At 71.9% G+C, this 26,100-nt stretch carries 21 protein-coding genes; 19 read left to right on the forward strand and 2 right to left on the reverse strand.

Features of this window, described 5'->3' with window-relative positions; all coding sequences use genetic code 11:
- Positions 1 to 64 precede the first annotated feature (64 nt).
- Positions 65 to 631 (reverse strand): vitamin K epoxide reductase family protein, encoded by a 567-nt coding sequence (locus ACIQWR_RS06005; protein WP_404005412.1) that lies wholly within the window; start codon positions 629 to 631, stop codon positions 65 to 67.
- A gap of 140 nt (positions 632 to 771) precedes the next feature.
- Here ACIQWR_RS06005 and ACIQWR_RS06010 point away from each other — a divergent pair, with 140 nt between their 5' ends.
- A complete protein-coding gene (locus tag ACIQWR_RS06010) occupies positions 772 to 1,920 on the forward strand; it encodes a sensor histidine kinase (protein WP_404005413.1) in 1,149 nt (382 codons plus the stop codon).
- Between the two features lie 34 nt (positions 1,921 to 1,954).
- On the opposite strand, the gene ACIQWR_RS06015 is transcribed toward ACIQWR_RS06010, so the two are convergent.
- Complete coding sequence (locus ACIQWR_RS06015; RefSeq protein ID WP_404005414.1) at positions 1,955 to 3,001, reverse strand: rod shape-determining protein; 1,047 nt, start codon at positions 2,999 to 3,001, stop codon at positions 1,955 to 1,957.
- A gap of 117 nt (positions 3,002 to 3,118) precedes the next feature.
- Between ACIQWR_RS06015 and ACIQWR_RS06020 the strand changes: the two genes are divergently transcribed.
- The 18 genes from ACIQWR_RS06020 (at position 3,119) to ACIQWR_RS06105 (ending at position 26,099) form a co-directional block, all read left to right on the forward strand.
- Entirely contained in the window at positions 3,119 to 4,630 is a 1,512-nt protein-coding gene (locus ACIQWR_RS06020) for a bifunctional folylpolyglutamate synthase/dihydrofolate synthase (protein WP_404005415.1), read from the forward strand.
- Positions 4,631 to 4,634: 4 nt separating this feature from the next.
- Complete coding sequence (locus ACIQWR_RS06025) at positions 4,635 to 4,991, forward strand: DUF4233 domain-containing protein (protein ID WP_399267101.1); 357 nt, start codon at positions 4,635 to 4,637, stop codon at positions 4,989 to 4,991.
- 64 nt (positions 4,992 to 5,055) lie between these two features.
- Positions 5,056 to 5,466, forward strand: coding sequence for a nucleoside-diphosphate kinase (gene ndk / locus ACIQWR_RS06030; protein ID WP_404005417.1), 411 nt, complete (start codon positions 5,056 to 5,058; stop codon positions 5,464 to 5,466).
- A gap of 295 nt (positions 5,467 to 5,761) precedes the next feature.
- Positions 5,762 to 6,781: a rod shape-determining protein gene (locus tag ACIQWR_RS06035; RefSeq protein WP_008738981.1), complete on the forward strand. Its 1,020-nt coding sequence runs from the start codon at positions 5,762 to 5,764 to the stop codon at positions 6,779 to 6,781.
- A 156-nt stretch (positions 6,782 to 6,937) separates the two neighbouring features.
- On the forward strand, positions 6,938 to 7,879 hold the full coding sequence (mreC, locus tag ACIQWR_RS06040) for a rod shape-determining protein MreC (protein WP_399267102.1): 942 nt from the start codon (positions 6,938 to 6,940) through the stop codon (positions 7,877 to 7,879).
- Positions 7,880 to 7,891: 12 nt separating this feature from the next.
- Entirely contained in the window at positions 7,892 to 8,605 is a 714-nt protein-coding gene (gene mreD, locus ACIQWR_RS06045) for a rod shape-determining protein MreD (RefSeq protein WP_404005418.1), read from the forward strand.
- A gap of 13 nt (positions 8,606 to 8,618) precedes the next feature.
- Positions 8,619 to 10,796, forward strand: a complete 2,178-nt coding sequence (mrdA, locus tag ACIQWR_RS06050; protein WP_404005419.1) for a penicillin-binding protein 2 — start codon at positions 8,619 to 8,621, stop codon at positions 10,794 to 10,796.
- Positions 10,796 to 11,995 (forward strand): rod shape-determining protein RodA, encoded by a 1,200-nt coding sequence (gene rodA, locus ACIQWR_RS06055; RefSeq protein WP_404005420.1) that lies wholly within the window; start codon positions 10,796 to 10,798, stop codon positions 11,993 to 11,995. Before mrdA ends, rodA begins: the two co-directional genes overlap by 1 nt.
- Positions 11,996 to 12,119: 124 nt before the next feature.
- Positions 12,120 to 13,643, forward strand: a complete 1,524-nt coding sequence (locus ACIQWR_RS06060; protein ID WP_404005421.1) for a CHAD domain-containing protein — start codon at positions 12,120 to 12,122, stop codon at positions 13,641 to 13,643.
- Positions 13,644 to 13,723: 80 nt separating this feature from the next.
- Complete coding sequence (locus ACIQWR_RS06065) at positions 13,724 to 15,649, forward strand: TIGR03960 family B12-binding radical SAM protein (RefSeq protein ID WP_404005423.1); 1,926 nt, start codon at positions 13,724 to 13,726, stop codon at positions 15,647 to 15,649.
- A 149-nt stretch (positions 15,650 to 15,798) separates the two neighbouring features.
- Positions 15,799 to 16,062: a hypothetical protein gene (locus tag ACIQWR_RS06070; protein WP_404005424.1), complete on the forward strand. Its 264-nt coding sequence runs from the start codon at positions 15,799 to 15,801 to the stop codon at positions 16,060 to 16,062.
- Complete coding sequence (locus tag ACIQWR_RS06075; RefSeq protein ID WP_404005425.1) at positions 16,038 to 16,463, forward strand: PIN domain-containing protein; 426 nt, start codon at positions 16,038 to 16,040, stop codon at positions 16,461 to 16,463. Before ACIQWR_RS06070 ends, ACIQWR_RS06075 begins: the two co-directional genes overlap by 25 nt.
- A 192-nt stretch (positions 16,464 to 16,655) precedes the next feature.
- Positions 16,656 to 17,486: a TIGR03936 family radical SAM-associated protein gene (locus ACIQWR_RS06080; protein WP_404005774.1), complete on the forward strand. Its 831-nt coding sequence runs from the start codon at positions 16,656 to 16,658 to the stop codon at positions 17,484 to 17,486.
- Between the two features lie 235 nt (positions 17,487 to 17,721).
- Positions 17,722 to 21,882, forward strand: a complete 4,161-nt coding sequence (locus ACIQWR_RS06085; protein WP_404005427.1) for a ribonuclease E/G — start codon at positions 17,722 to 17,724, stop codon at positions 21,880 to 21,882.
- 261 nt (positions 21,883 to 22,143) lie between these two features.
- Positions 22,144 to 22,464 (forward strand): 50S ribosomal protein L21, encoded by a 321-nt coding sequence (gene rplU / locus ACIQWR_RS06090; RefSeq protein WP_404005428.1) that lies wholly within the window; start codon positions 22,144 to 22,146, stop codon positions 22,462 to 22,464.
- Between the two features lie 13 nt (positions 22,465 to 22,477).
- Positions 22,478 to 22,732: a 50S ribosomal protein L27 gene (rpmA, locus tag ACIQWR_RS06095; protein ID WP_283458361.1), complete on the forward strand. Its 255-nt coding sequence runs from the start codon at positions 22,478 to 22,480 to the stop codon at positions 22,730 to 22,732.
- A gap of 168 nt (positions 22,733 to 22,900) precedes the next feature.
- Positions 22,901 to 24,358, forward strand: coding sequence for a GTPase ObgE (obgE, locus tag ACIQWR_RS06100; RefSeq protein ID WP_404005429.1), 1,458 nt, complete (start codon positions 22,901 to 22,903; stop codon positions 24,356 to 24,358).
- A 121-nt stretch (positions 24,359 to 24,479) separates the two neighbouring features.
- Positions 24,480 to 26,099 (forward strand): glycosyltransferase family 2 protein, encoded by a 1,620-nt coding sequence (locus ACIQWR_RS06105; RefSeq protein WP_404005430.1) that lies wholly within the window; start codon positions 24,480 to 24,482, stop codon positions 26,097 to 26,099.
- The last annotated feature ends 1 nt before the right edge of the window (position 26,100 follow it).

Raw genomic sequence — 26,100 nt, forward strand, 5'->3', positions numbered from 1 at the left:
CTCGGGTCGGGTCGGGCGTGCTGCCGGGCCGGAGGGCCGCAGGGAACCGATCCTAGGTAAATAGTCAGAAAATTCGAACACCGAATACGGACAGGATGAGCGCCAGCACCAGGACGTAGAGGAACGTCGGGACGAGCCAGTGCGGCAGGGCCCGCAGCGGGGACCCGGGCCGGGCCAGGTGTCGGGTGACGTACCAGAAGAGCGGGATCATGACCGCCCACACGACCATGCACCAGGGGCAGAGCGCGCCGATCACGAACAGGCACTGGCCGATCAGCCACACCGTGAAGACGAAGCCCGCCGCGACCCCGGCCCACACCCCCCGCCACAGCCAGCGCGGGAAGACCGCCCCGGCGACCAGCGCCAGGCCCAGCGCGGCCAGCGCCGCGAAGCCCGCGATGCCCAGGATCATGTTGGGGAAGCCCAGCAGGTTGCCCTGCCAGGTGGTCATCACGTCGCCGCAGCTCAGGACGGCGTTCATGTTGCAGCCGGGGCTGAAGAGCGGGTCTTCCAGGGTGCGGATGCGGTCGTAGGTCAGCACGCAGGAGGAGAGCGTGCCGATCACGCCGCCGAGCAGCATCAGGAGGGGGAGGCCGCGCCGCCGGGCGCCGACCGAGTACTCGGGGGTCATCTTTTCGAGGTTACGAAGGCGGGCCGGGCGGGGGCAGGGCCGTCCGGCCCTGATCCACATCCAGACGGAGTGTGGCATATCACCTTTTCCGGACGCCCGGAAGATTCGATCGTCCTCGCCGAGCACGGATGATGGAGGGCATGCACGTCAAGCCCGTCGCCTCGGCGCTCCAGTGGGTCCTGGCCACGGGCCGGCGACTCCCCGAGAGCTGGGCCGGGTCGCCCCGCGCGCTCGACGTCCTCACCTCCCTCGGCTGCCTCGCCCTGATGGCGCTCGACCTGCCGGGACTGGCCTCCGAGGACAACTCGCTCAACGCCCCGCAGGCCGCCGTGGTGCTCACCCTGGGGGCCGCCACCCTGCTGGTGCGGCGCCGGGCGCCGTGGCTCGCGTACCTCACCGCGCTGCTCTTCATCGGCTGGCTGCACGAACTGACCCTGATCCAGTTCGCGCTCTACTCGGTCGGTCGCTACCGCGGGCGGCGGTCCGGGATCCTCGCCACCGCCGGGTACGTCCTCTTCGCCTTCGCCCTCTTCAACCTGCCCGGGTGGCCCGAGGAGCGGGCGGACACCCTGAGCGGCTTCCTCAGTCTGGTCATCCCCATCGGCGTGCTGGCCGCCGCCGTCGGCATCGCCGCCTACCGCCACGACCTGGTCAGCGAGCTGGCCGTCCGGCGCGGCGAGGCGGCCGTCTACCAGGCCGTGGAGCAGGAGCGCCGCTCGGTCGCGCGGGACGTGCACGACTTCGTCGGGCGCGAGCTGACCCTGCTGACGGTGCGCTCCGAGGTGCTCTCGATGCGCACGCGCGAGTCGGCGTACGCCAAGGACTTCGAGGAGCTGGCCGACACCGCGCGCCGGGCCCACCTCGTGCTCAACGAGATCATCGTGCAGCGCGGCGAGCGGGCCTCCACCCCGGGCGTGGACGGGCTGCCCGAGCTCGCCGACGAGAGCGGCCGGGCCGGATCGCCCGTCCGGCTCGTCATGGACCCGCAGGCGCGCTCCCTCTCGCCGCTGCGCCAGGCCGCCGTGTACCGGGTGGTCCAGGAGTGCCTGACGAACGCCGCCAAGCACGCGCGCGGCGAGACGATCGAGGTGTCCATCGGGGTCGACGGCCCGCAGCTGCGGATCGCGGTCGGCAACGGCCTGCCGGTGCGCGGCCCGGTGCGCGCCCCCGTCTCGGCCGGCTCGGGCACGGCGAGCATGGCCGAGCGCGTCCGCAGCCTGGGCGGCACCCTGACCACGACGCGCACGGACGACACCTACCTCGTCGTGGCCACCCTGCCGCGCGGCTGACCGCACCCGCGCGGGTGCGGTCGAGCCCGCGCCGCTAATTCGCCGGGGACAGCAGTGAGTTGAGCGTGTCCATGTCCTCCACGCACTTGCCGGAGCCCAGGGCCACGCAGTCCAGCGGGTTCTCCGCGACGAAGACCGGGATGCCGGTCGCCGCGGCGAGGCGCAGCTCCAGTCCCGGCAGCAGGGCGCCGCCGCCGGTGAGCACGATCCCGTACTCCATCACGTCGCCGGACAGCTCCGGCGGGCACTCCTCCAGGGTGGTGCGCACGGCCGCGATGATCGCCTCGACCGGCTCGTCGAGGGCCGAGCGGACGTCGTAGGCCGTCAGCTCCAGGGTCTTGGGCATTCCCGCGACCTTCTCGCGGCCGCGCACGGTGAAGGTGCGCTCCTCCAGCTCCGGGCAGCCGGGGACGGGCCAGGCCGAGCCGATGGCGCACTTGACGTCCTCGGCGGTCCGCTCGCCGATGAGCAGCGAGTGCTCCTTGCGCACGTAGTCGATGATCGCCGCGTCGAGCCGGTCCCCGCCGACCCGCAGCGACTGCGAGGTGACGATCCCGCCGAGCGAGATCACGGCGACCTCGGTGGTGCCCCCGCCGATGTCCACCACCATCGAGCCGCGCGGCTCCGAGACCGGTAGCCCGGCGCCGATCGCCGCCGCCATCGGTTCCTCGATCAGGTGGACGGTCTTGGCCCCCGCCCGGGTCGAGGCGTGGACGATGGCCCGCCGCTCGACCGGGGTGACCCCGGACGGCACGCAGACCACCATGCGGGTGCGCGGCCTGCGGCCCGGCACGGCCTTGCGCACGAAATGCCGGATCATCTCCTCCGCGGCCTCGTAGTCGCAGATCACGCCCCCCTGGAGCGGGCGGATCGCGGTGATGGAGCCGGGGGTGCGGCCGATGGTCTCCTTGGCTTCCGTACCCACGGCCACAGCCGCCGTGGTCCCCGCCCGGACCGCCACCACGGACGGCTCATTGAGCACGATGCCGTGCCCCCGTGCGTAGACGAGGGTGTTCGCGGTCCCCAGGTCTATTCCTATGTCGCGGCTGGATCCTGTCTTATTGCTGCTGGCCTGCGGCATTTGTTCCCCAATCTCCTGCCGCAAGACTCGCATAACGATCTGGTCGCCCTTTGCGCCCAAGGTCCCGAAACGCCCGGGCCGAAAGTCCTTCCGCTCCCCGTCCGTAGACTGGGGCCCGTGAGTGAGCAGCAGCCTGAGAGCGACGACCGGCCCGACGAGTTCGACCAGATCGTGGCCGAAGAGACCGACCGCGACCCCGACCTGGCGGTGATCGAGGCCGGCAGCCGCACCCTGCGCGCCCATGGCGGGGCGCCGCAGGGCGACCAGGCCCCCTCCCGCCCCGAGGACCCGGAGGTGGAGCGGGCCCTGCGCGAGGTGGAGCAGGAGCTCGCCGGCCGCTGGGGGGAGACCAAGCTGGAGCCGTCCGTCACGCGCATCGAGGCGCTGATGGACGTCCTGGGGTCGCCGCAGCGCGCGTACCCCTCCATCCATGTCACCGGCACCAACGGCAAGACCAGCACCGCCCGCATGGTCGAGGCCCTGCTGGTGGCCTTCGAGCTGCGCACCGGGCGCTACACCAGCCCGCACGTGCAGTCGATCACCGAGCGGATCAGCCTCGACGGGCTGCCGATCAGCCACGAGCGGTTCGTGGAGACCTACCACGACGTCAAGCCGTACGTGGAGATGGTCGACGCGGCCGAGGAGTACCGGCTGTCCTTCTTCGAGGTGCTCACCGGGATGGCCTACGCGGCCTTCGCGGACGCCCCCGTCGACGCGGCCGTGATCGAGGTCGGCATGGGCGGCAGCTGGGACGCCACCAACGTGATCGACGGCTCGGTCGCGGTGATCACCCCGATCAGCCTGGACCACACGGACCGGCTCGGCTCCACTCCCGGCGAGATCGCGCAGGAGAAGGGCGGGATCATCAAGCAGGGCGCCGCCGTGATCCTCGCGCAGCAGCCGGTGGACGCGGCGCAGGTGCTGCTGAAGAAGGCCGTGGAGGTGGACGCGACCGTGGCCCGCGAGGGCATGGAGTTCGGCGTGGTCGCCCGCGAGGTCGCGGTCGGCGGCCAGCACCTGACCCTGCGCGGGCTGGGCGGCGAGTACGAGGGCATCTTCCTGCCGCTGTACGGCGCCCACATGGCCCACAACGCGGCGGTGGCCCTGGCGGCCGTCGAGGCGTTCTTCGGGATCGGCGCCGAGCACGCGCGTCCGCTGGACGTGGACACCGTGCGCAAGGCCTTCGCCTCCGTGTCCTCCCCGGGCCGGATGGAGGTCGTCCGGCGCAGCCCCACGGTGGTGCTGGACGCCGCGCACAACCCGGCGGGCGCCCTGGCCACGGCCGCGGCGGTCACCGAGTCCTTCGGCTTCAGCCGGCTCATCGGCGTGGTCGCCGCGAGCGAGGGCAAGGACGTCAGGGGCGTCCTGGAGGCCTTCGAGCCGATCTTCGCCGAGGTCGTGATCACCGAGAACAGCAGCCACCGGGCGATGGGCGCGGACGAGCTGGCCACCGTCGCCGTGGAGGTCTTCGGCGCCGAGCGGGTGCAGGTGGAGCCCCGTTTGGACGATGCGCTGGAGGCGGCCATCACCCTGGCGGAGGAAGAGGCCGAATTCGGAGGGGCCGGGGTCCTGGTGACCGGCTCCGTCATCACGGTGGGCGAGGCACGCCTGCTGTTCAAGAGGGGCTGAGGACATGCGCACGCTCTGTGCCAGCACGCTGATCGGCGAGTTCTTCGTGATCGGCTTCGCCGGTCTGGTCGCGATGAAGAACCCGGACCTGACGCAGGCCGCGGTCTGGACGGTCTGCGGGGTCACCATGCTGCTGTCGGTGCTGCTGTGCGGGATGCTCTCGCGCCCCGGTGCCGTCCAGATCGGGTGGGCGCTGCAGATCGGGCTGGTCCTGAGCGGGTTCGTCGTTCCGACGATGTTCATCCTCGGTGCGGTGTTCGCGGGCCTGTGGTGGTGTTCCGTGCACTACGGGCGGAAGATCGACGTCATCAAGGCCCGCTGGGCCGCGCAGGCGGAGGCGGCCGCTCCTGACGCTGCGTGACGGGGCCCCGTACGGCCCCTGTAGCCTCGACGCACCGCACCCGTATGCCGCAAGGAGTTAGAACATGACCCAGCGCACTCTCGTCCTGCTCAAGCCCGACGCCGTCCGTCGTGGTCTGATCGGCGAGGTCATCGGCCGGATCGAGCGCAAGGCCGGCTGGACCATCCCCGCGCTGGAGCTGCGGACGCTGGACCAGGAGACCCTGGAGGCGCACTACGGGGAGCACAAGGGCAAGCCGTTCTACGAGCCCCTCATGGGCTTCATGTCCTCCGGCCCGATCGTCGCCCTGGTGGTCGAAGGGGAACGCGTGATCGAGGGTGTCCGCCAGCTGGCCGGACCCACTGACCCGATCGCCGCGGCGCCGGGGTCCATCCGGGGTGACTTCGGCACCGTCACCCGGGAGAACCTGATCCACGCGTCGGATTCCGAGGAGTCCGCCGAGCGCGAGCTGAAGCTGTTCTTCCCGGCTCTCTGATGACTCTTTCCTGACGGAACATCAGCCGAATAGCGCTCATGACCTGGGGCGACCGAATTAATTTCGGTCGCCCTTCGGTATTAACGGGTGATCACGGGAACGTATGCGCAGGACGCGACGTCACCACTAGGGGGCGGGTTTCCGTTCCGGCGGGATTGCCGGAGTCCCGTCGCGCGGTGCCCGTACTTGCGGCATTACGATGGGGCCTCCACCCACACACCCACCTCGCCGACCTGACAGCAGCCGCTATCAACTGGAAGGCCAGACGCTCCTCATGGGGAACAAGGGGAACACTATGTCGTTCATCGGCCGTGACATGGCGATCGACCTCGGGACCGCCAACACGCTGGTGTACGTGAGGGGCCGGGGTATCGTCCTGAACGAGCCGTCCGTGGTCGCCATCAACACGAACACCGGTGGCATTCTGGCGGTCGGTTCCGAAGCGAAGAAGATGATCGGGCGCACGCCCGGCAACATCGTCGCCGTACGCCCGCTCAAGGACGGCGTCATCGCCGACTTCGAGATCACCGAGCGCATGCTCCGGTACTTCATCCTCAAGATCCACAAGCGCCGCTACCTGGCCCGTCCGCGCGTCGTGGTCTGCGTACCCTCCGGCATCACGGGAGTGGAGCGACGCGCCGTCATCGAGGCGTCCACGCAGGCCGGCGCCCGCCAGGTGCACATCATCGAAGAGCCCATGGCCGCCGCCATCGGCTCGGGCCTGCCCGTCCACGAGGCCACCGGCAACATGGTCGTGGACATCGGCGGCGGCACCACCGAGGTCGCCGTCATCTCGCTCGGCGGAATCGTCACGGCGCAGTCCATCCGGGTGGCCGGTGACGAGCTGGACAACGCGATCATCCAGCACATCAAGAAGGAGTACTCGCTCCTCCTCGGCGAGCGCACCGCCGAGCAGATCAAGATCACCATCGGGTCGGCCTACGACCTCGACAAGGACGAGCACACCGAGATCCGCGGCCGCGACCTCGTCTCGGGCCTGCCCAAGACCGTGGTCATCTCCGCGGCCGAGGTGCGCAAGGCCATCGAGGAGCCCGTCAACGCCATCGTCGACGCGGTCAAGACGACCCTGGACAAGTGCCCGCCGGAGCTGTCCGGCGACATCATGGACCGCGGCATCGTCCTCACCGGCGGCGGCGCCCTGCTGCGCGGCCTCGACGAGCGGCTGCGCCGCGAGACCGGCATGCCGATCCACATCGCCGAGGACCCCCTCGACTCGGTCGCGCTCGGCTCCGGCAAGTGCGTGGAGGAGTTCGAGGCGCTCCAGCAGGTCCTGGACGCGCAGCCCCGCCGCTGACCCGCCCCGCCGCGCGCCCCCCTGCCAGGGGGCCCACGGGGCGGACGGCCTTGCGGAACACAAGGATCCGCCGTACGGGTGCTGTCGCTCCCGTACGGCGGATCGTTGATATACAGGCAGGGAAATATTCCGACGAGGAAGGCACGGCCGCCGCACGTGAGGGACACACGAGAGAGCCGGCTGCTCCTGGTACTGCTGATCGCCATCGCGTTCGCATTGATCACGGTGGACATCAGAGCGGGCGAGGAGTCACCGGTCGACGGTGCCCGGCAGGCCGCCGCAGCGGTCTTCGGCCCGGTCGAGAAGGGCGTGGCGACCGCGGTGGACCCGGTCGCCAACGCCATAGGGGCGGTGCGCGACTCCGGTGAGCGCCACAACCGCATCACCGTGCTCGAAGGCGAGAACGCCGCGCTCAAGGCCAAGCTGGGCAGCGACGACCGCAACAAGAGCCGGATCCACGAGCTGGACGAGATGCTCAAGCGCGCCGGTTCCGGTCAGTACGGCATCAAGGGCGCCGAGGTCATCGCCATAGGAGCGGCCCAGGGCTTCTCCTGGACGGTGACCATCGACGCCGGCAGCAAGGACGGCATCGAACGCGACATGACCGTCCTCAACGGCGACGGACTCGTCGGCCGGGTCACCACCGTCGGCCCCGACACCGCCACCGTCGTCCTGGCCAACGACCCGGACTTCACGGTGGGCACCCGCCTGGAGAAGACCGGCGAGCTCGGCTTCGCCACCGGCCAGGGCGACCGCGCCCTGTCCGTCCAGATGCTCAACGGCAAGGCCAAGGTCAGCCCCGGCGACCGCCTCGTCACCTTCGGCTCGCGGGGCAACAAGCCCTTCGTGCCCGGCGTCCCGATCGGCGAGGTGGTCAAGGTCGACCCCTCCCGCGGCGACCTCACCCGCACGATCTGGGTCCGCCCCTACGTCGGCTTCTCCCGCCTCGACATCGTCGGCGTCGTGGTCATGCCGCCCCGGCAGGACCCGCGCGACGCCGTCCTGCCGCCCAAGCCCGAGGGACCCAAGCCGACGCCGACCGTCACCGTCACCGTCGCGCCGTCCCCCAGCGGGTCCGCCAAGCCGGCCGACGAGTAGGAGCCGACCGCCATGCGCTTCAACCGCATCCTGCTCTCCACGACCCTGGTCGTGGTCGCCCTCGTCGTCCAGGTCAGCGTGCTGGGGCGGCTCCAGCTGCCCGGCGCCGTCCCCGACCTGGTCCTGCTCACCGTCGTCGCCCTCGCCCTGGTCTACGGACCGGTCAGCGGAGCCCTGATCGGCTTCAGCGCCGGACTGCTGACCGACCTGGCCCCGCCGGCCGACCACGCCGCCGGCCGCTACGCCCTGGTGCTCTGCCTCACCGGGTACGTCTGCGGGCTGGTGCGGCCCGACACCGGGCGCTTCCGCTCCGCCTGGGGGCCGATGCTCACCGTGGTGGCCGCCGCCGTCGGCTCCACGCTGCTCTACGCGGGCGTGGGCGCCCTCGTCGGCGACACCGCCGCCCGCCACGTCGGGCTGACCGGACTGCTGTTCACCGCGGTCCTCTACGACCTGTTGCTCGCACCCTTCACGGTGCCGTTCCTGATGGCGCTGGCCCGGCGCGCGGAGAACGACCCGATGGCCGTCGAGGCCAACGGCGGCCCGGCGCAGGGCGCCGACGTGGCCTCCGGCTGGCTCTCGGGCGGCACGGGCCTGCGCATCGGCAGCCAGCGCGGCGGCCTGCGGATGAAGACCGCGCGCAGCCGCGCGAACAAGGCCGTGCGCATAAAGGGCGTCAAGGGGGTCAAGGGCGTGAAGAGCGTCAAGGGCGTCAAGAAGCTGTGACGGGGGACCGCGCGTGACCAACATTCCCGAGACCGGCCGCACCCCCCGGGTGCAGATCCGGCTCGTCATCCTCCAGGTGCTCGTCTTCTCGCTGCTGCTCACCCTCGGCGGGCGGCTGTGGTACCTCCAGATCCGCAACGGCACGGAGTACGCGGACGAGGCCAAGAACAACCACGTCCAGCAGGTCGTCCAGCCCGCCGTGCGCGGCTCGCTCCTCGACGCCCGCGGGGTGGCGCTCGCCGACAACGAGACCCGCCTGGTCGTCTCCGCCAGCCGCACCGAGCTGATGAAGATAAAGGACAAGGGCAAGGACGTCCTGACCCGGCTGGCCGGGGTCCTGGACATGAAGCCGCAGGAGGTCATGGACAAGGTCCGCCTCTGCGACTCCAAGACCCCCCAGCCCTGCTGGAACGGTTCCCCGTACCAGCCGATCCCGGTCACCCTCGAAGCCACCACCCAGCAGGCCCTGCAGATCCGCGAGCGCCCCGAGGACTTCCCCGGCATCACCGCCGAGCCCACCGCCGTACGCCGCTACCCGGCCCCCGGCGGCGCCAACACCGGCCAGGTCCTCGGCTACCTCTCGCCCGTCACCGACAGCGAGATCCAGAGCGCCAAGACCACCAACTCGCCGTTCCTGCGCTCCGACCAGGTCGGCCGCTTCGGCCTGGAACGCACCTACGACAAGGCGCTGCGCGGCAAGTCCGGCGTCACCCGCTACGAGGTCGACAACCTCGGCCGCGTCATCGGCGAGGCCAAGAACGACCCCGCGGTCCCCGGCGCCAACGTGGTCACCAGCATCGACTCCCGGGTCCAGGCCGTCACCGAGTACGAGCTGAACGCGGCCATGGTCGAGGCCCGCAAGCAGAACGACCGCAACACCGGCGTCAACTACAAGGCCGACGCGGGCGCCGTCGTCGTCCTGGAGTCCAAGACCGGCCGCGTCGTGGCCATGGCCTCCAACCCGACCTACGACCCCAACGTCTGGGTCGGCGGGATCTCCGGCAAGGACTACGCCAAGCTCACCGCCAAGGAGTCCAACGTCCCGCTGATGAACCGGGCGATCCAGGGCCAGGCCGCCCCCGGCTCCATCTTCAAGGTCATCCCGACCGCCGCCGCCGTGAACGCCGGGTACGCCTTCGACGGCAACTACCCCTGCCCCAGCTCGTACTCCATCGGCGGCCAGGTCTTCAAGAACTTCGAGTCCCAGGGCCACGGTTCGATCACCCTCGGCCAGGCCCTGGAGGTCTCCTGCGACACCGTCTTCTACGCCCTCGCCCACCAGCAGTGGCAGAAGGACGGCGCGCTCAAGCCGCTGAAGAACCCGGCGGACATCTTCTACAAGACCGCCCACGAGTTCGGTCTCGGCGCCGAGACCCACGTCGACCTGCCGGGCGAGGAGAAGGGCCGGGTCCCCGACCGCCAGTGGAAGCAGCGGTTCTGGGAGGCCAACAAGGACCAGTGGTGCAAGGTCGGCAAGAAGGGCGGCACCTACATCGAGCTGCTCTCCTACGAGAACTGCCTCGAAGGCAACATGATGCGCGCCGGTGACTCCGTCAACTACTCGATCGGCCAGGGCGACACCCTCGTCACCCCGATCCAGATGGCGACCATCTACGCCGCCATCGCCAACGGCGGCACCATGTGGAACCCCACCATCGGCAAGGCGGTCGTCAGCGCCGACGGCAAGAACGTCCAGGAGATCAAGCCCCAGGCCCACGGCAAGCTGCCGATGGACGAGAAGACCCGGTCGCAGATAAACGATGCGCTGGAGGGCGTCGCCACGCGCGGCACCGCCGCCTGGCGCTTCGGCGGCTGGCCGCAGAAGCAGATCCCGATGCACGCCAAGACCGGCACCGCCGAGGTCTACGGCAAGCAGACGACGTCCTGGTTCGCCACGTACACCGAGGACTACACGATCGTGATGACGATCTCCCAGGGCGGCACCGGTTCCGGCGCCTCCGGTCCCGCCGTGCGCAACATCTACAACGCGATCTACGGTCTGGACATGGCCGGCAAGCAGGACCTCTCCAAGGCCCTGCTGCCGCACCCCGAGACGGCGCTCCCCACGATCCAGCCCGACGGCTCGATCGACGCGCCCGAGGTCAAGCCCTACGTGCCGCCGAGCCCGACGGACGCGCCGGCGCCCGCCGCCGGCCCGCCGCGCAGCCCGGGAACCGGGAGGCAGGACTGATGCCCGGACCGAACACCTTCTCCGTCTCCCGCTACGCCCCCGACCGGGGCGCGATCGGCAAGCTCACCGCCCGGGACTCGGTGCTGCGGCGCCTGGACTGGCCGATACTGCTCAGCGCGCTGGCGCTGTCCTTCATCGGCTCGCTGCTGGTGTGGTCGGCCACCCGCAACCGCACCACGCTGAACAACGGGGACCCGTACTACTTCCTCTTCCGGCACGCCATGAACACCGGCATCGGCCTGGTGCTGATGATCGGCACGGTCTGGCTCGGCCACCGCACCCTGCGCGGCGCGGTGCCGATCCTCTACGGGCTCTCGCTGGTCCTGGTCCTGGCCGTGCTCACCCCGCTCGGCGCGACCATCAACGGCGCGCACGCCTGGATCGTCATCGGCGGCGGCTTCTCGCTCCAGCCCTCCGAGTTCTGCAAGATCACCATCATCCTCATCATGGCGATGCTGCTCTCGGCCCGGGTGGACGCGGGGGACCTCGACCACCCCGACCACCGCACCGTGATCAAGGCGCTCTGCCTGGCCGCCGCGCCCATGGGCATCGTCATGCTGATGCCCGACCTCGGCTCGGTCATGGTCATGCTGGTCATCGTGCTCGGGGTGCTGCTGGCCTCCGGGGCCTCCAACCGGTGGGTGCTCGGGCTGCTCGGATCCGGCGCGCTGGGCGCCGTACTCATCTGGCAGCTCGGCATCCTCGACGAGTACCAGATCAACCGCTTCGCGGCCTTCGCGAACCCGGCCCTGGACCCGGCCGGCGTCGGCTACAACACCAACCAGGCGCGGATCGCGATCGGCTCCGGCGGGCTGATGGGCGAGGGGCTCTTCCAGGGCTCCCAGACCACCGGCCAGTTCGTGCCGGAGCAGCAGACCGACTTCGTCTTCACCGTGGCGGGGGAGGAGCTGGGCTTCGTCGGGGCCGGGCTGATCCTGGTCCTGCTCGGGGTGGTGCTCTGGCGCGCCTGCATGATCGCCCGTGAGACCACCGAGCTGTACGGGACGATCGTGGCCGCCGGGATCATCGCCTGGTTCGCCTTCCAGGCCTTCGAGAACATCGGCATGACGCTCGGCATCATGCCGGTGGCCGGGCTGCCGCTGCCCTTCGTCTCCTACGGAGGATCGTCGATGTTCGCCGTGTGGGTGGCCATCGGACTGTTGCAGTCGATCAGGGTGCAACGGCCGATGTCGGCCTGAGGCGGGCCTGGGGCGGGCCTGGGGCCGGCCCTAGGGGCCGGTCTCGGCCGGATGTGTGGCCGATGCCCGGCCGTCCCCGCCGTTCGCCTTCACTTCGCCTTCCGTTCAGGACTACGTTCGTTGCATGGCGGAGACCAAGCGCGAGGTCGAGCGGAAATTCGAGTTCACGAGCGTCAAGGCGGGTCGGCGCGGAGTGCCCGACCTGACGGGCACGGCCGGCATCGCCACGGCCCTGGACCGCGGCACCGTCGACCTCGACGCGGTCTACTACGACACCCCCGACCAGCGGCTCGCCGCCGACGGCCTGACCCTGCGGCGCAGGACCGGCGGCGAGGACGCCGGCTGGCACCTCAAGCTCCCCGTCTCGCCCGGGGTGCGCGACGAGGTCCGCGCGGAACTCACCGACGGCGTGCCGCGCGCCCTCACCGCCCTGCTGCGCTCCCGGGTCCGCGACGCGGCGCTCGTCCCGCAGATGCGGCTGCTGTCCTCGCGCAAGGTGCTCCACCTCCTGGACGCCGGCGGAGCCCTGCTCGCGGAGCTGAGCACCGATGCCGTGCGCGCCGAGGGCCACGACACCACCGCCGCCTGGACCGAGGTGGAGGTCGAACTCGCCGACGACGTCGACCCCGCCCTGCTCGACGCCGTCGAGAAGCGCTTCCGCAAGGCCGGACTCACCCCCTCCGCCGCCCCCTCCAAACTCGCCCGCGCCCTCGCCGAGACCGGATCCGCGCCCGCCCCCCGGCCCGGCGCCGACCCGGTCGACGAGACCGCGGGCGCCCACGTCCTCGCGTACCTGCGCGCCCAGCGCGACGCCCTCGTCGCCCAGGACCCGGCCGTCCGGCGCGGCCTGCCCGACTCCGTGCACCAGATGCGCGTCGCCACCCGCCGCCTGCGCAGCGCGCTGCGCACCTCCCGCCGCGTCCTGGACCGCGAGCGCACCGACCCGCTCGGCCAGGAGCTGCGCTGGCTCGCCGGCGAGCTCGGCGTCGACCGCGACCAGGAGGTCCTCCTGGAACGCCTGCGCACCCGCCTCGGCGAACTCCCGCAGACCCTGGTGCTCGGCCCCGTCCGCGCCCGCCTGCGGATCTGGAACACCTCCCGCCGCTCCGGCTCCCGGCGCCGCGCCCTCGCCACCCTCGACGGCAAGCGCCACCTCGCCCTGCTCGACGCCCTGGACGCGCTGCTCCAGGACCCGCCGCTGCTCCCGGCCGCCGCGAAGCCGGCCCTGCGCGTCCTGCCCAAGGCGGTGCTCGCCGACTACGAACGCCTCTCCGGCCGGATCGGCACGGCGCTCGCCCTCACCCCGGGCGAGGACCGCGACCTGGCCCTGCACGACGCGCGCAAGGCCGCCAAGCGCGCCCGCTACGCGGCGGAAATCCTCGTACCGGCCCTCGGCGACCCGGCGAAACGGCTGGCCAAGGCCATGAAGTCGGTCCAGACCCTGCTCGGCGACCACCAGGACAGCGTGGTCGCCCGCGACGCCCTGCGCGCCCTGGCCGTCCAGGCGAACGGCGCGGGGGAGTCCTCCTTCACCTGGGGTCTGCTGCACGGCCGCGAGGAGGCCCTGGCCGAGCGCCGCGAACGCGAACTCCCCGGAGTCTGGGCCGAGGCCTCGGACCCGAGGCTCCGGGCCCCGCTGGGCGGTTAGCCGTTGATCGAGGCGGCCGGGGGCGCCCGTGCCCCGGGGTACGCTTGAGAGTCGCCCCCTGCCCGCTTCACGAAAGTCGCGTGATGACCGAGTCGGTCTTCCCTCAGCTCGAGGCCCTGCTTCCGCACGTCCAGAAGCCGATCCAGTACGTCGGCGGGGAGCTGAACTCCACCGTCAAGAACTGGGACGAATGTGACGTCCGCTGGGCGCTCATGTACCCGGACGCCTACGAGGTCGGACTGCCCAACCAGGGCGTCATGATCCTCTACGAGGTGCTCAACGAGCGCGAGGGCGTCCTCGCCGAGCGCACCTACAGCGTGTGGCCCGACCTCGAAGAGCTGATGCGCGAGCACAAGGTGCCGCAGTTCACCGTCGACTCCCACCGTCCCGTGGGCGCCTTCGACGTGTTCGGCCTGTCCTTCTCCACGGAGCTGGGCTACACCAACATGCTCACGGCGCTGGAACTGGCGGGCATCCCGCTGGAGGCCAAGAACCGTACGATCGACGACCCGATCGTCCTCGCGGGCGGCCACGCGGCCTTCAACCCCGAGCCCATCGCGGACTTCATCGACTGCGCGGTCATCGGCGACGGCGAGCAGGCCGTCCTCGACATGACCGACATCATCCGCGCCTGGAAGGCCGAGGGCCGTCCGGGCGGGCGCGAAGAGGTCCTGCTGCGCCTGGCGAAGACCGGCGGGGTGTACGTGCCGGGCTTCTACGACGTCGAATACCTCCCGGACGGCCGCATCGCGCGTGTCCTTCCGAACCGCTCCGGCGTTCCGTACCGGGTGTCCAAGCACACGGTCATGGACCTCGACGAGTGGCCCTACCCGAAGCAGCCCCTGGTCCCGCTCGCCGAGACCGTCCACGAGCGCATGTCCGTGGAGATCTTCCGCGGCTGCACCCGCGGCTGCCGTTTCTGCCAGGCCGGCATGATCACGCGTCCCGTACGGGAGCGAAGCATCACCGGCATCGGCGAAATGGTGGAGCGGGGCCTGAAGGCGACCGGCTTCGAAGAGGTCGGCCTGCTCTCGCTGTCGTCCGCGGACCACACCGAGATCGCGGACATCGCCAAGGGCCTGGCGGACCGCTACACGGAGGACAAGGTGGGCCTGTCCCTCCCGTCCACCCGCGTGGACGCGTTCAACGTGGACCTGGCCAACGAGCTGACCCGCAACGGTCGCCGCTCGGGCCTCACCTTCGCCCCCGAGGGCGGCTCCGAGCGCATGCGCAAGGTCATCAACAAGATGGTCTCGGAAGAGGACCTGATCCGCACGGTCGCCACCGCCTACGGCAACGGCTGGCGCCAGGTGAAGCTGTACTTCATGGTCGGCCTGCCGACCGAGACCGACGAGGACGTCCTGCAGATCGGCGACATGGCGGTCAACGTCATCGCCAAGGGCCGCGAGGTCTCCGGGCAGAACGACATCCGCTGCACGGTCTCCATCGGCGGGTTCGTGCCGAAGCCGCACACCCCCTTCCAGTGGGCCCCGCAGCTGTCGGCCGAAGAGACGGACGCGCGCCTGACCAAGCTCCGCGACAAGCTCCGCGGCGACAAGAAGTACGGCCGCTCCATCGGCTTCCGCTACCACGACGGCAAGCCGGGCGTGGTCGAGGGCCTGCTGTCCCGCGGTGACCGCCGCATCGGCGACGTCATCCGCGCCGTCTACGAATCGGGCGGCCGCTTCGACGGCTGGCGCGAGCACTTCTCCTACGACCGCTGGATGCAGGCGGCCGAGAAGGCGCTGCCCGCGTACGGCGTGGACGTGGCCTGGTACACGACCCGCGAGCGCACCTACGAGGAGGTCCTGCCCTGGGACCACCTGGACTCCGGTCTCGACAAGGACTGGCTCTGGGAGGACTGGCAGGACGCCCTCGACGAGACCGAGGTCGAGGACTGCCGCTGGACCCCGTGCTTCGACTGCGGCGTCTGCCCGCAGATGGACACCCAGATCCAGATCGGCCCCACGGGGCAGAAGCTGCTGCCGCTGTCGGTCGTGAAGTAGCCGCCCGCCACGGCAGCCCTTCTCTCGCGTCTCAGATATGCCCCTCGCCGGGATCCGGCGGGGGGCATATTCATTCGAATGACGCCTTAAGGTTTCTGCACTCCGCGCCCTGGGATATCTTTTTGGGAGAGGTTCTTTATATATCGCGTGTGAGTCCGGAGGCGGTGGCCATGGCCAAGACCCTGATCGACATCGACGAGGAAGCCCTCGCGCTGGCCGCCGAGGCGCTGGGCACGAAGACCAAGAAGGACACGGTCAACGCGGCCCTCACCGAGATAGGAGCGAGGCTGCGGCGCGAACGGGCGCTGGCGCAGCTGATCGCGCTCGATGAGGAAGGCGCGTTCGACAAGGGCCGGGAGCCCGGATTCAAGGAGGAGGTGCGCGGACCGTGGGGGAGTCGGAACGCTTCTTGATCGACACGTCGGCGGCCCACCGCATCACGCTGCCCGGGCCGCTGGCGGCCTGGGAGCCGGTGCTCGCGTCCGGGCGCATCGCCATGTGCCCCGCCACGGAGGCCGAAGCGCTGTACTCGGCACGGTCGCCCGCGCAGTACGAGGCGATGCGCGGCGCGTTCGCCGATCTGTACGTCTGGCAGGGCGTCCCGGACGACGTCTGGGCCCGGCTCTTCGCGGCCCAAGGGGCACTGGCCGCGGCCGGGTGCGTCCGCTCGGCGGGTGTGGTCGACCTGATCGTGGCCGTGACCGCGGCCCGGAACCGCCTGACCGTGCTGCACTACGACCGGGACTTCGAGACCCTGGCGAAGCACATCGGGCTCAGTACCCGCTGGCTCGCCGAGCCCGGTTCCATCGACTGAGGCTCCTCCTCCTGTGCAACCGGCGAGGTCACGGGCGCGTACTGTGGGTAGTACGACAGCTGACGGCGACGCGCACGCACCCGAGATCTCCCCGCACCAGCGGGGGTGAGCCGGAGTAGCGGGCACGGCCGGACGGCTCCACAGACTCGGGCGGTGCGCGAGAGCGCCCGCCCCGCACAAGGAGAAGAACCACTGGGCAAGCGACAGCCCGAAGGCCCCCCTCCCGCACCGGTGGTACAGCGCATCCGACTGCGCTACACCAAGCGCGGCCGCCTCCGGTTCACCAGCCACCGCGACTTCCAGCGAGCCTTCGAGCGGGCCCTGCGCCGCGCCGAGGTTCCGATGGCCTACTCGGCGGGCTTCACCCCGCACCCCAGGGTCTCGTACGCGAACGCGGCCCCCACCGGGACCGGCAGCGAAGCCGAGTACCTGGAGATCGCCCTGGCCGCCCCCCGCGACCCGCAGACGCTGCGCGCCCTGCTCGACGAGTCGATGCCGGCCGGCCTCGACATCGTCGATGCCGTCGAAGCCCGCACCTCGGGCCTCGCGGACCGGCTCACGGCCTCGATCTGGGAACTGCGCCTGGACGGCACGGACCCCGCCGAGGCCGAGCGGGCCGTGGCGCTCTTCCTCGCCGCCGAGACCGTCGAGGTCCAGCGGCGTACGAAGAACGGCATGCGGACCTTCGACACGCGCGGCGCCGTCGTCAGCCTCGACCTGGCCACGACCTCGGTCGTTCCGGCTGATAGGCCGCTGGACAGTGCTTGTGCGATACTGCGGCTGGTTGTTCGGCATCTGACACCTGCCGTTCGACCCGACGACGTCCTGTCCGGTCTCCGAGCTGTGGCCGACCTGGCGCCGCCGGTCCCCGCAGCGGTGACCAGGCTGGCGCAGGGGCTCTTCGACGAGGAGTCCGGCACGGTGACCGACCCGCTCGCGCCCGACCGCGAGGCCATCACGGCCGCCCCACCCACGGCTGCCGTAGCGGCCGACGCGAAGGCGCCGGAAGGTCCCGCCGCGTAGGGACTGTCGTTGCCGCGCCACCCTGGCATCCGGGATTTCCCTGGGTCGGGCAGCGCAAAGACCTGAAGACTTCCGCCAGGCCGTACGGACAACCACGTACGGAACCGGCGGCCATGGACTACAGCTCCCGTGTGGCGCACGCGCCCCGGAGGCCGGTTCCGCGCTCATCGTGCGGAGCCGTGCCGGACCGGATGTCAGCCGCGGCGCCCGGGAGCGCGACGGGAGAACCCCGCACATGCTCAACAACGAGAACACCACCAACGACAACACCGCCGAGGGCAACAGCCCCAGCGACAACCTGCCGCCGCGCAGGCGGCGCCGCGCCGCATCGCGGCCGGCCGGTCCGCCCGGCGCCGTCGTGACCGCCGAGACGTCCGAGGCCGCTCCGGCCCCGGCCGCCGAGCCGGTCGCCGCGCCGGTCGAGGACGCCGCTCCGGCGCCGCGTGCTCGTCGTCGTGCCACCCGCGCCGTCGCCGCCCCGGTCGCCGAGGCCGCTCCGGCCGCCGAAGCCGCTGCCGAGGCGCCCGCCGCCGAGCCGGCCGTCGCGCCGGTCGAGGACGCCGCTCCCGCGCCGCGTGCTCGTCGTCGTGCCACCCGCGCCGTCGCCGCCCCGGTCGCCGAGGCCGCTCCGGCCGCCGAAGCCGCTGCCGAGGCCCCCGCCGCCGAGCCGGCCGCCGCGCCCGTCGAGGACGCCGCTCCCGCCCCCCGTGCCCGTCGTCGCGCCACCCGCGCGGCCACGGCCCCGGTCGCCGAGCCCGCTGCCGCGGTGGTCGCGCAGACCCCGGCCGCCGAGCCGGTCGCCGCGCCGGTCGAGGACGCCGCTCCCGCGCCGCGTGCTCGTCGTCGTGCCACCCGCGCCGTCGCCGCCCCGGTCGCCGAGGCCGCTCCGGCCGTCGAGCCCGCTGCCGCGGTCGTCGTGGAGACCCCGGTCGCCGAGCCGGTCGCCGCGCCGGTCGAGGACGCCGCTCCCGCGCCGCGTGCTCGTCGTCGTGCCACCCGCGCCGTCACCGCCCCGGCCGAGGCCCCGCAGGCCGCCGAGCCGGTCGAGGAGCCCAAGGAGCCCGCGGCCAAGGCCGCCGTGACGGTCGCCGACGCCGTGGACTCTCCGAAGGGCCGCGCGCCGCGCCGCCGCGCCACCCGCGCCGCCGCACCGGCCGCCGCTCCGCAGCCCGCTGCCGCACCGGCCGCCGAACCGCGCGGCCGTCGCGCCGCGCGTCCGGCCGTCGCCGTCTTCCAGGCGCCGGTCTTCGCCGAGCCGATGTTCCAGACCCCCGAGACCGCCGCGATGGCGGCCGCCGCCGCGCGCGTCGACGAGGTCGAGGACGAAGAAGAAGAGTTCGAGTTCGAGGCCGAGGTCGTCGCCCCCGCGCCGGCCCCCGCCGCCGCGCCCGCCGCGGGCCGTCGCCGTCGCCGCCGTGGTGGCGCCGTGGCCCCCGAGCAGGCCGTCGAGCCCGCCCAGGTGCCCGCGACGCGGGCCGACGCCCCGCTCTCCGTCGAGTCCGTGCTGGACGAGGAGCCCGAGGCCGAGGCCGCGGAGCTGGAGGTCGACGAGGACGACGAGTCGGGCGACCGTCCGTCGCGCCGCCGTCGCCGGGGTGGCCGTCGCCGCCGCCGCGGCGAGTCCGCCGACCTCGACGAGTCCGCCGAGGATGAGTCCGAGGAGGGCGAGGAGGCCGCTGCCGAGCAGGAGGCCGACGAGGACGCCGGGTCCGAGGAGGACGACGACGAGGAGAACGGGCCGGCCGGCTCCAGCTCCAGCCGTCGCCGCCGTCGCCGTCGCCGTCGCAGCGGTGACTCCGGTGCCGAGGGCGAAGCCGCCGACGAAGAGGGCGTCCGCACGGTCGTCAAGGTCCGCGAGCCCCGTCCGGCCCGCGAGCGCAGCGAGTCCACCTCTTCCGACGAGGTCCAGTCCATCAAGGGCTCGACCCGCCTGGAGGCCAAGAAGCAGCGCCGCCGCGAAGGCCGCGAGCAGGGCCGCCGCCGCGTCCCGATCATCACCGAGGCCGAGTTCCTGGCCCGCCGCGAGGCCGTCGAGCGCGTGATGGTCGTCCGCCAGAGCGGCGAGCGCACCCAGATCGGCGTCCTCGAGGACAACGTGCTCGTCGAGCACTACGTCAACAAGGAAGAAGCCACCTCGTACGTCGGCAACGTCTACCTGGGCAAGGTCCAGAACGTGCTGCCGTCGATGGAGGCCGCCTTCATCGACATCGGCAAGGGCCGCAACGCGGTCCTGTACGCCGGCGAGGTCAACTTCGAAGCGCTGGGCATGGCCAACGGCCCGCGCCGCATCGAGGCCGCCCTCAAGTCCGGCCAGTCGGTCCTGGTGCAGGTCACCAAGGACCCGATCGGCCACAAGGGCGCCCGCCTGACCAGCCAGGTCTCGCTGCCCGGCCGCTACCTCGTCTACGTGCCCGAGGGCTCGATGACCGGGATCAGCCGCAAGCTGCCCGACACCGAGCGCGCGCGCCTGAAGACGATCCTCAAGAAGATCGTCCCCGAGGACGCGGGCGTCATCGTGCGCACGGCGGCCGAAGGCGCGAGCGAGGACGAGCTGCGTCGCGACGTCGAGCGCCTGCAGGCCCAGTGGGAGGACATCCAGAAGAAGTCGAAGCAGATCTCGACCTCTTCGCCGAGCCTCCTGTACGGCGAGCCGGACATGACCGTCCGCGTCGTCCGCGACATCTTCAACGAGGACTTCTCGAAGGTCATCGTCAGCGGTGACAGCGCCTGGGAGACCATCCACGGCTACGTGCACCACGTGGCCCCCGACCTGGCGGGCCGGCTCTCGCGCTGGACCTCCGAGGTCGACGTCTTCGCGACGTACCGGATCGACGAGCAGCTCGCCAAGGCGCTCGACCGCAAGGTGTGGCTGCCCTCCGGCGGCTCCCTGGTGATCGACAAGACCGAAGCGATGATCGTCATCGACGTCAACACCGGCAAGTTCACCGGTCAGGGCGGCAACCTCGAAGAGACCGTCACCAGGAACAACCTGGAGGCGGCCGAGGAGATCGTGCGCCAGCTGCGGCTGCGCGACCTCGGCGGCATCGTCGTCATCGACTTCATCGACATGGTCCTGGAGTCCAACCGCGACCTGGTCCTGCGGCGCATGCTGGAGTGCCTGGGCCGTGACCGCACGAAGCACCAGGTCGCCGAGGTCACCTCGCTCGGCCTCGTGCAGATGACCCGCAAGCGGGTCGGCCAGGGCCTGCTGGAGTCCTTCTCCGAGACCTGCGTCCACTGCAACGGTCGCGGCGTGATCGTGCACATGGAGCAGCCGACCGTCATCGGCGGCGGCGGCAACGGCAAGCGCGCCAAGAAGCGTGCGGGCCGCACCGGCGAGCACGAGCACGACCACGAGCAGTACGGCGACGCGCACGCCGACGTCGACACCGACGTCGACGCCGAGGAGCAGGTGGAGACCGAGGCGGAGCTGGCGGCCGAGGTCGCCGCCCCGCGCGCCCTGCCGGAGCCCGCCTTCGTCCCGGACGAGGAGCTGTACAGCAGCCCCGGCGAGGCCGAGGCCGCGGCGGGCATCAGCGGCCGCCGCAACCGCCGCCGTGCCACCCGCAAGGCGACCGCTCCGGCGGGCGCCCCGCGCGGCGCGGACCGGTCCGACCGGGCTCCGGTCCAGGCCGCTGCGGCCCCGGCACCGGCCCCCGTGGCCGAGGTCGTCGCCGAGCCGGTCGCCCCGGCGGTCGTCGAGCCGGTCGTGATCGAGCCGGTCGTCGTCGAGGCGGAGCCGGTGGTCGAGGCCGCTCCGGTCGCCGAGGTCGCCGCGCCGGTCGAGGAGGCCGCTCCGCAGGGCCGTACCCGCCGCCGCGCCACCCGCAAGGCCACTGCCCCGGTGGGTGCCCCCAAGACGGCCGAGGCCGTCCAGGAGGCCCCCGCGCCGGAGCCGGTCGTCGAGCAGGTCGCCCCGGAGCCCGTCGTGGAGCCGGAGCCGGTCGTGGAGCCGGTCGCGGAGCCCGTGGCGGACGCCGCCCCGGCGCGCCCGCGCCGTCGGGCGACCCGCAAGGCCACCGCGCCCGCCGGTTCTCCGGCCGGTTCGGCGGACGCCGCGATCGTCGTGGTCGCCACCGCGGCTGAGGAGGCCCCGGCCGCCGAAGCCGCGGTCGCCGAGCCCGTCGTGGAGGCCGAGGCCGAGGTCGTGGCCGAGGTCGACGCCGAGGTCGAGGCGCCCGCTCCGGCCAAGAAGGCGGTCCGCAAGACGGCCGCCAAGAAGGCCCCGGCCAAGAAGGCGACCGCCGCCAAGAAGACCACGGCGACGGCTGCCAAGAAGACGGTCGCGAAGAAGGCGACCGCGAAGAAGACCGTGAAGAAGGCGGCGACGAAGAAGACCGCGGCGGCGGAGCAGCAGACGCTCCCGTCCGTCTCGGCTCCGGCGACCGAAGCCTGATCCACACCGGTCCGTGGGCCCCGCCGGACGGCGGGGCCCACGGCCGTGCGGGGCCCGGTTTGACCCTCGAACGAGGGCCCCGTAACCTAGACCGTCGGCGTGTCTCAGGACACGCCGCGCTCCTGAGCACCTCCCTCCCGCCGCGTACGCGCATGCGTCGCACTGGGAGAGGCCGCTCGTCCAATCCGGATCCGTGCGGGCCTCGGCCCGTCTGAACGGCTGGCTTCAGGAGCACCCGCCCCGAGTGAGAGAGAGATCCGCGTGTACGCCATCGTGCGCAGCGGTGGTCGCCAGCACAAGGTTGCTGTCGGCGACATCGTTGAAGTTGACAAGATTCCCACCGCCAATGTTGGCGACACGGTCGAGCTCTCGACCCTGCTCGTCGTCGACGGCGAAGCCGTCACCAGCGACCCGTGGGTCCTGGCCGGCATCAAGGTCACGGCCGAGATTGTGGATCACCACAAGGGCGCCAAGATCGACATCCTGCGGTACAAGAACAAGACCGGCTACCGCCGTCGCCAGGGTCACCGCCAGCAGTACACGGCGATCAAGGTCACCGGTATCCCCGCGGCTGCGAAGTAAGAGGGACTGAGACATGGCACACAAGAAGGGCGCATCTTCCACCCGGAACGGGCGCGACTCCAATGCTCAGCGGCTCGGCGTGAAGCGCTTCGGCGGTCAGGTCGTTTCCGCTGGTGAGATCCTCGTCCGCCAGCGCGGCACGCACTTCCACCCCGGCGCCGGCGTCGGCCGTGGCGGCGACGACACGCTGTTCGCGCTGCTGGCCGGTGCCGTCGAGTTCGGCACCCACCGCGGCCGCAAGGTCGTCAACATCGTTCCGGCCGCCTGATCCAGCTCTGCTGATCTGAAGCGTTCGTAACACCCCGAGGGCGGATCTCAGCTCTTTCCGGCGAAAGCCGGGAAGAGAGGTCCGCCCTCGGCGCGTTGTCACATAGACACGTTTAATGGGCAGCAAGGCCTGCCCGGGACATTCCCGTATGTATCTGGAGGAACACCCATGACCACCTTCGTGGACCGCGTCGAGCTGCACGTCGCCGCGGGTAACGGGGGCCACGGCTGCGCCTCCGTTCACCGGGAGAAGTTCAAGCCGCTCGGCGGCCCCGATGGCGGCAACGGCGGCCGTGGCGGTGACGTGATCCTGGTGGTGGAGCAGGCGATCACCACCCTGCTGGACTACCACCACAGCCCCCACCGCAAGGCCACCAACGGACAGCCCGGCGCCGGTGACAACCGCTCCGGCAAGGACGGCCAGGACATGATCCTGCCGGTCCCGGACGGCACCGTCGTCCTCGACAAGGAGGGCAACGTCCTCGCCGACCTCGTCGGCCAGGGCACCACCTACGTCGCGGCCGAAGGCGGTCGCGGCGGCCTCGGCAACGCCGCGCTGTCCTCCGCCCGGCGCAAGGCCCCCGGCTTCGCCCTGCTCGGCGTGCCCGGCACCGGTGGCGACGTCGTCCTGGAGCTGAAGACCGTCGCCGACGTGGCGCTCGTCGGCTTCCCGAGCGCGGGCAAGTCCTCGCTCATCTCGGTGCTCTCCGCCGCCAAGCCGAAGATCGCCGACTACCCCTTCACCACCCTGGTCCCCAACCTCGGCGTGGTCACCGCGGGCTCGACGGTCTACACGATCGCCGACGTCCCGGGCCTGATCCCGGGCGCCAGCCAGGGCCGCGGCCTCGGCCTGGAGTTCCTGCGCCACGTCGAGCGCTGCTCGATCCTCGTGCACGTGCTGGACACCGCCACGCTGGAGGTCGACCGCGACCCGCTCGCCGACCTCGACGCCATCGAGAACGAGCTCAAGCTCTACGGCGGCGGCCTGGAGAAGCGCCCGCGCCTCGTCGTCCTGAACAAGGTCGACATTCCGGACGGCCAGGAACTCGCCGACATGGTCCGCCCGGACCTGGAGGCCCGCGGCTACAAGGTCTTCGAGGTCTCCGCGGTCGCCCGTACGGGCCTCAAGGAGCTGTCGTACTTCCTGGCCGAGGTCATCGCCAAGGCCCGCGCCCGCAAGCCGAAGGAAGAGGCGACCCGCGTCGTCATCCGCCCGAAGGCCGTGGACGACTCCGGCTTCACGATCACCTACGACGAGGTCGAGGACGTCTACAACGTCCGCGGCGAGAAGCCCGAGCGCTGGGTCCGCCAGACCGACTTCAACAACGACGAGGCCGTCGGCTACCTCGCCGACCGCCTCAACCGCCTCGGCGTCGAGGTCGCGCTGCGCAAGGCCGGCGCCCGCGCCGGTGACGGCGTCGCGATCGGTTCCGACGCGAACTCGGTCGTCTTCGACTGGGAGCCGACCATGATGGCCGGCGCCGAGATGCTGGGCCGTCGTGGCGAGGACCACCGCCTGGAGGCCCCGCGCCCGGCGACGACCCGCCGCCGCGACCGCGAGGCCGAGCGCGGCGACACGGCGCAGCAGGAGTACGACGAGTTCCGTCAGAACCAGACCGGCGGCTGACACCCGGCCCGCCTCTGACGGCAGCCCCCGCGAAGATCCCCTCCGGGACCTTTGCGGGGGCTTTCGCACGGAGTGGACCGGTACCTGTCACCCCTCCCCGCACGTCCCATAGGATCCTGGGGTGAGCAGCAGCAACACTCCCCGCGTCAGCGTCGTGGTGATCGCCTACAACGACGCCGCGCTCGTGGGCGAGGCCGTGGCCTCGGCCCTGGCCCAAGGGCCCGTCGTGGGCGAGGTCATCGCGGTCGACGACGCGTCCGGCGACGGCACCGCCAAGGTGCTGGACGAGCTGGCCGCCGTACACCCGCGGCTGAAGGTCGTGCACCGCACGGAGAACAGCGGGGGCTGCGGGACGCCCCGCAACGACGGGATCGCGCTGGCGTCCCAGCCGTACGTCCTTTTCCTCGACAGCGACGACGTACTGCCCCCGGGGGCCGCCGAGGCGCTGGTGCGGGGCGCCGAGGAGCACCGCGCGCCCGTCACCGTCGGCGCGTGCGTGCGGCGCGAGCTGCCGCAGGGCCACGACGTGCCCTGGATGCCCGGGCTGCACAACCCCGGCGAGGTCATCGAGCGCCCCGCGGACCGGCCCGACCTGGTCCGCGACACCCTGTGCGTCAACAAGCTCTACGAGCGGTCCTTCCTCGACGAGCACGGGATCCGCTTCCCCGACGGCCGCTTCGTCTACGAGGACTTCGTCTTCACCGCCCGCGTGCTGGCCGCCGCCCCCCGCATCGCGGTCGTCCCCGAGCTCGTCTACGTCTGGCACGTGCGCCGGGCCGCCGCGCGGGTGTCCATCTCGCTGGACCGCAAGGACGTGGGGAACTGGGCGTCCCGCGTCGAGGCCCACCGCGCCGCCGCCGCGGTCCTGACCGCAGCGGACCCCGCCCTCGGCCTCGCCTGCCAGGTCAAGTTCCTGGAGTACGACCTGCGGATGTACCTGCGGGAGCTGGGCGCCGACCCCGACTACCAGGCCGCCTGGTGGACCCTGACCCGGGACTACGTCGCCGGCTTCGACGGAGCCGCGATCGAGGCGGCCGCGGCCCGGGCCCGCTGGATCGTGCGCGTCCTGCGGGCCGCCCCGGCGCCGCCCCCCGACGTGCGGCGCCTGACCCGCTTCGCCGCCGAGCCGCCCCGGCTGCTGCCGCCGTACGCCCGCGACGGCGACGGCGCCCCGGTGTGGAGCGAGGAGACCCCCGCGGTCCTCGACGGGCTGGCCGAGCTGCCCGTCGCCGAACTCCCCGTGACCGTGGACGCGGAACCGGCCGCCGGCGGCGCACGTCTTTCCCTCCGTGTCCACGACCTGTACGGGCGCCTCGCCGAGGCCTCGCCCCGCACCGCGCAGCTGCGGTTCGTCCCGCGCGCGGGCGGCGAACCGGTCGTGGTCCCGGCCGTCGAACTGCGCCCCGACGGCGCGGATGGCTGGAGCGCGGAGCTGCCCTTCCGGCTCGCCGCCCTGGCCGCGACCGGCCGCCGCCGCGGCCTGCGCGGGATCCAGGCGTGGGACGTCCGGGTGAGCGTGGAGTGCGCGGACGGCAGCTCCCTGCTCACCTCCCTGCGCCCCCTGGGCGACCTGCTGCGGCGCCGCGCGCTGCTCAGCGGCCGGTACGGTGTTCTGCTGACGCAGCCCTACCGCACGGCCGCCGGATCGCTCGCGCTGCGGCTCGCACCCGGCGCGGAGGGCGCCGCCACCTTCGTACGCAACCGCCTCGACCGCGCCCGTCCGGGCCGCCGGTCACGCTAGA

This window comes from Streptomyces sp. NPDC098789, from assembly GCF_044759975.1.
Taxonomy (GTDB): domain Bacteria; phylum Actinomycetota; class Actinomycetes; order Streptomycetales; family Streptomycetaceae; genus Streptomyces.

Coding starts and splice junctions, on each gene's coding strand:
- ACIQWR_RS06005 (WP_404005412.1), bottom strand. CDS start 631: ATGACCCCCGAGTACTCGGTCGGCGCCCGGCGGCGCGGCCTCCCCCTC.
- ACIQWR_RS06010 (WP_404005413.1), top strand. CDS start 772: ATGCACGTCAAGCCCGTCGCCTCGGCGCTCCAGTGGGTCCTGGCCACG.
- ACIQWR_RS06015 (WP_404005414.1), bottom strand. CDS start 3,001: ATGCCGCAGGCCAGCAGCAATAAGACAGGATCCAGCCGCGACATAGGA.
- ACIQWR_RS06025 (WP_399267101.1), top strand. CDS start 4,635: ATGCGCACGCTCTGTGCCAGCACGCTGATCGGCGAGTTCTTCGTGATC.
- ndk (WP_404005417.1), top strand. CDS start 5,056: ATGACCCAGCGCACTCTCGTCCTGCTCAAGCCCGACGCCGTCCGTCGT.
- ACIQWR_RS06035 (WP_008738981.1), top strand. CDS start 5,762: ATGTCGTTCATCGGCCGTGACATGGCGATCGACCTCGGGACCGCCAAC.
- mreD (WP_404005418.1), top strand. CDS start 7,892: ATGCGCTTCAACCGCATCCTGCTCTCCACGACCCTGGTCGTGGTCGCC.
- rodA (WP_404005420.1), top strand. CDS start 10,796: ATGCCCGGACCGAACACCTTCTCCGTCTCCCGCTACGCCCCCGACCGG.
- ACIQWR_RS06060 (WP_404005421.1), top strand. CDS start 12,120: ATGGCGGAGACCAAGCGCGAGGTCGAGCGGAAATTCGAGTTCACGAGC.
- ACIQWR_RS06085 (WP_404005427.1), top strand. CDS start 17,722: ATGCTCAACAACGAGAACACCACCAACGACAACACCGCCGAGGGCAAC.
- rpmA (WP_283458361.1), top strand. CDS start 22,478: ATGGCACACAAGAAGGGCGCATCTTCCACCCGGAACGGGCGCGACTCC.
- obgE (WP_404005429.1), top strand. CDS start 22,901: ATGACCACCTTCGTGGACCGCGTCGAGCTGCACGTCGCCGCGGGTAAC.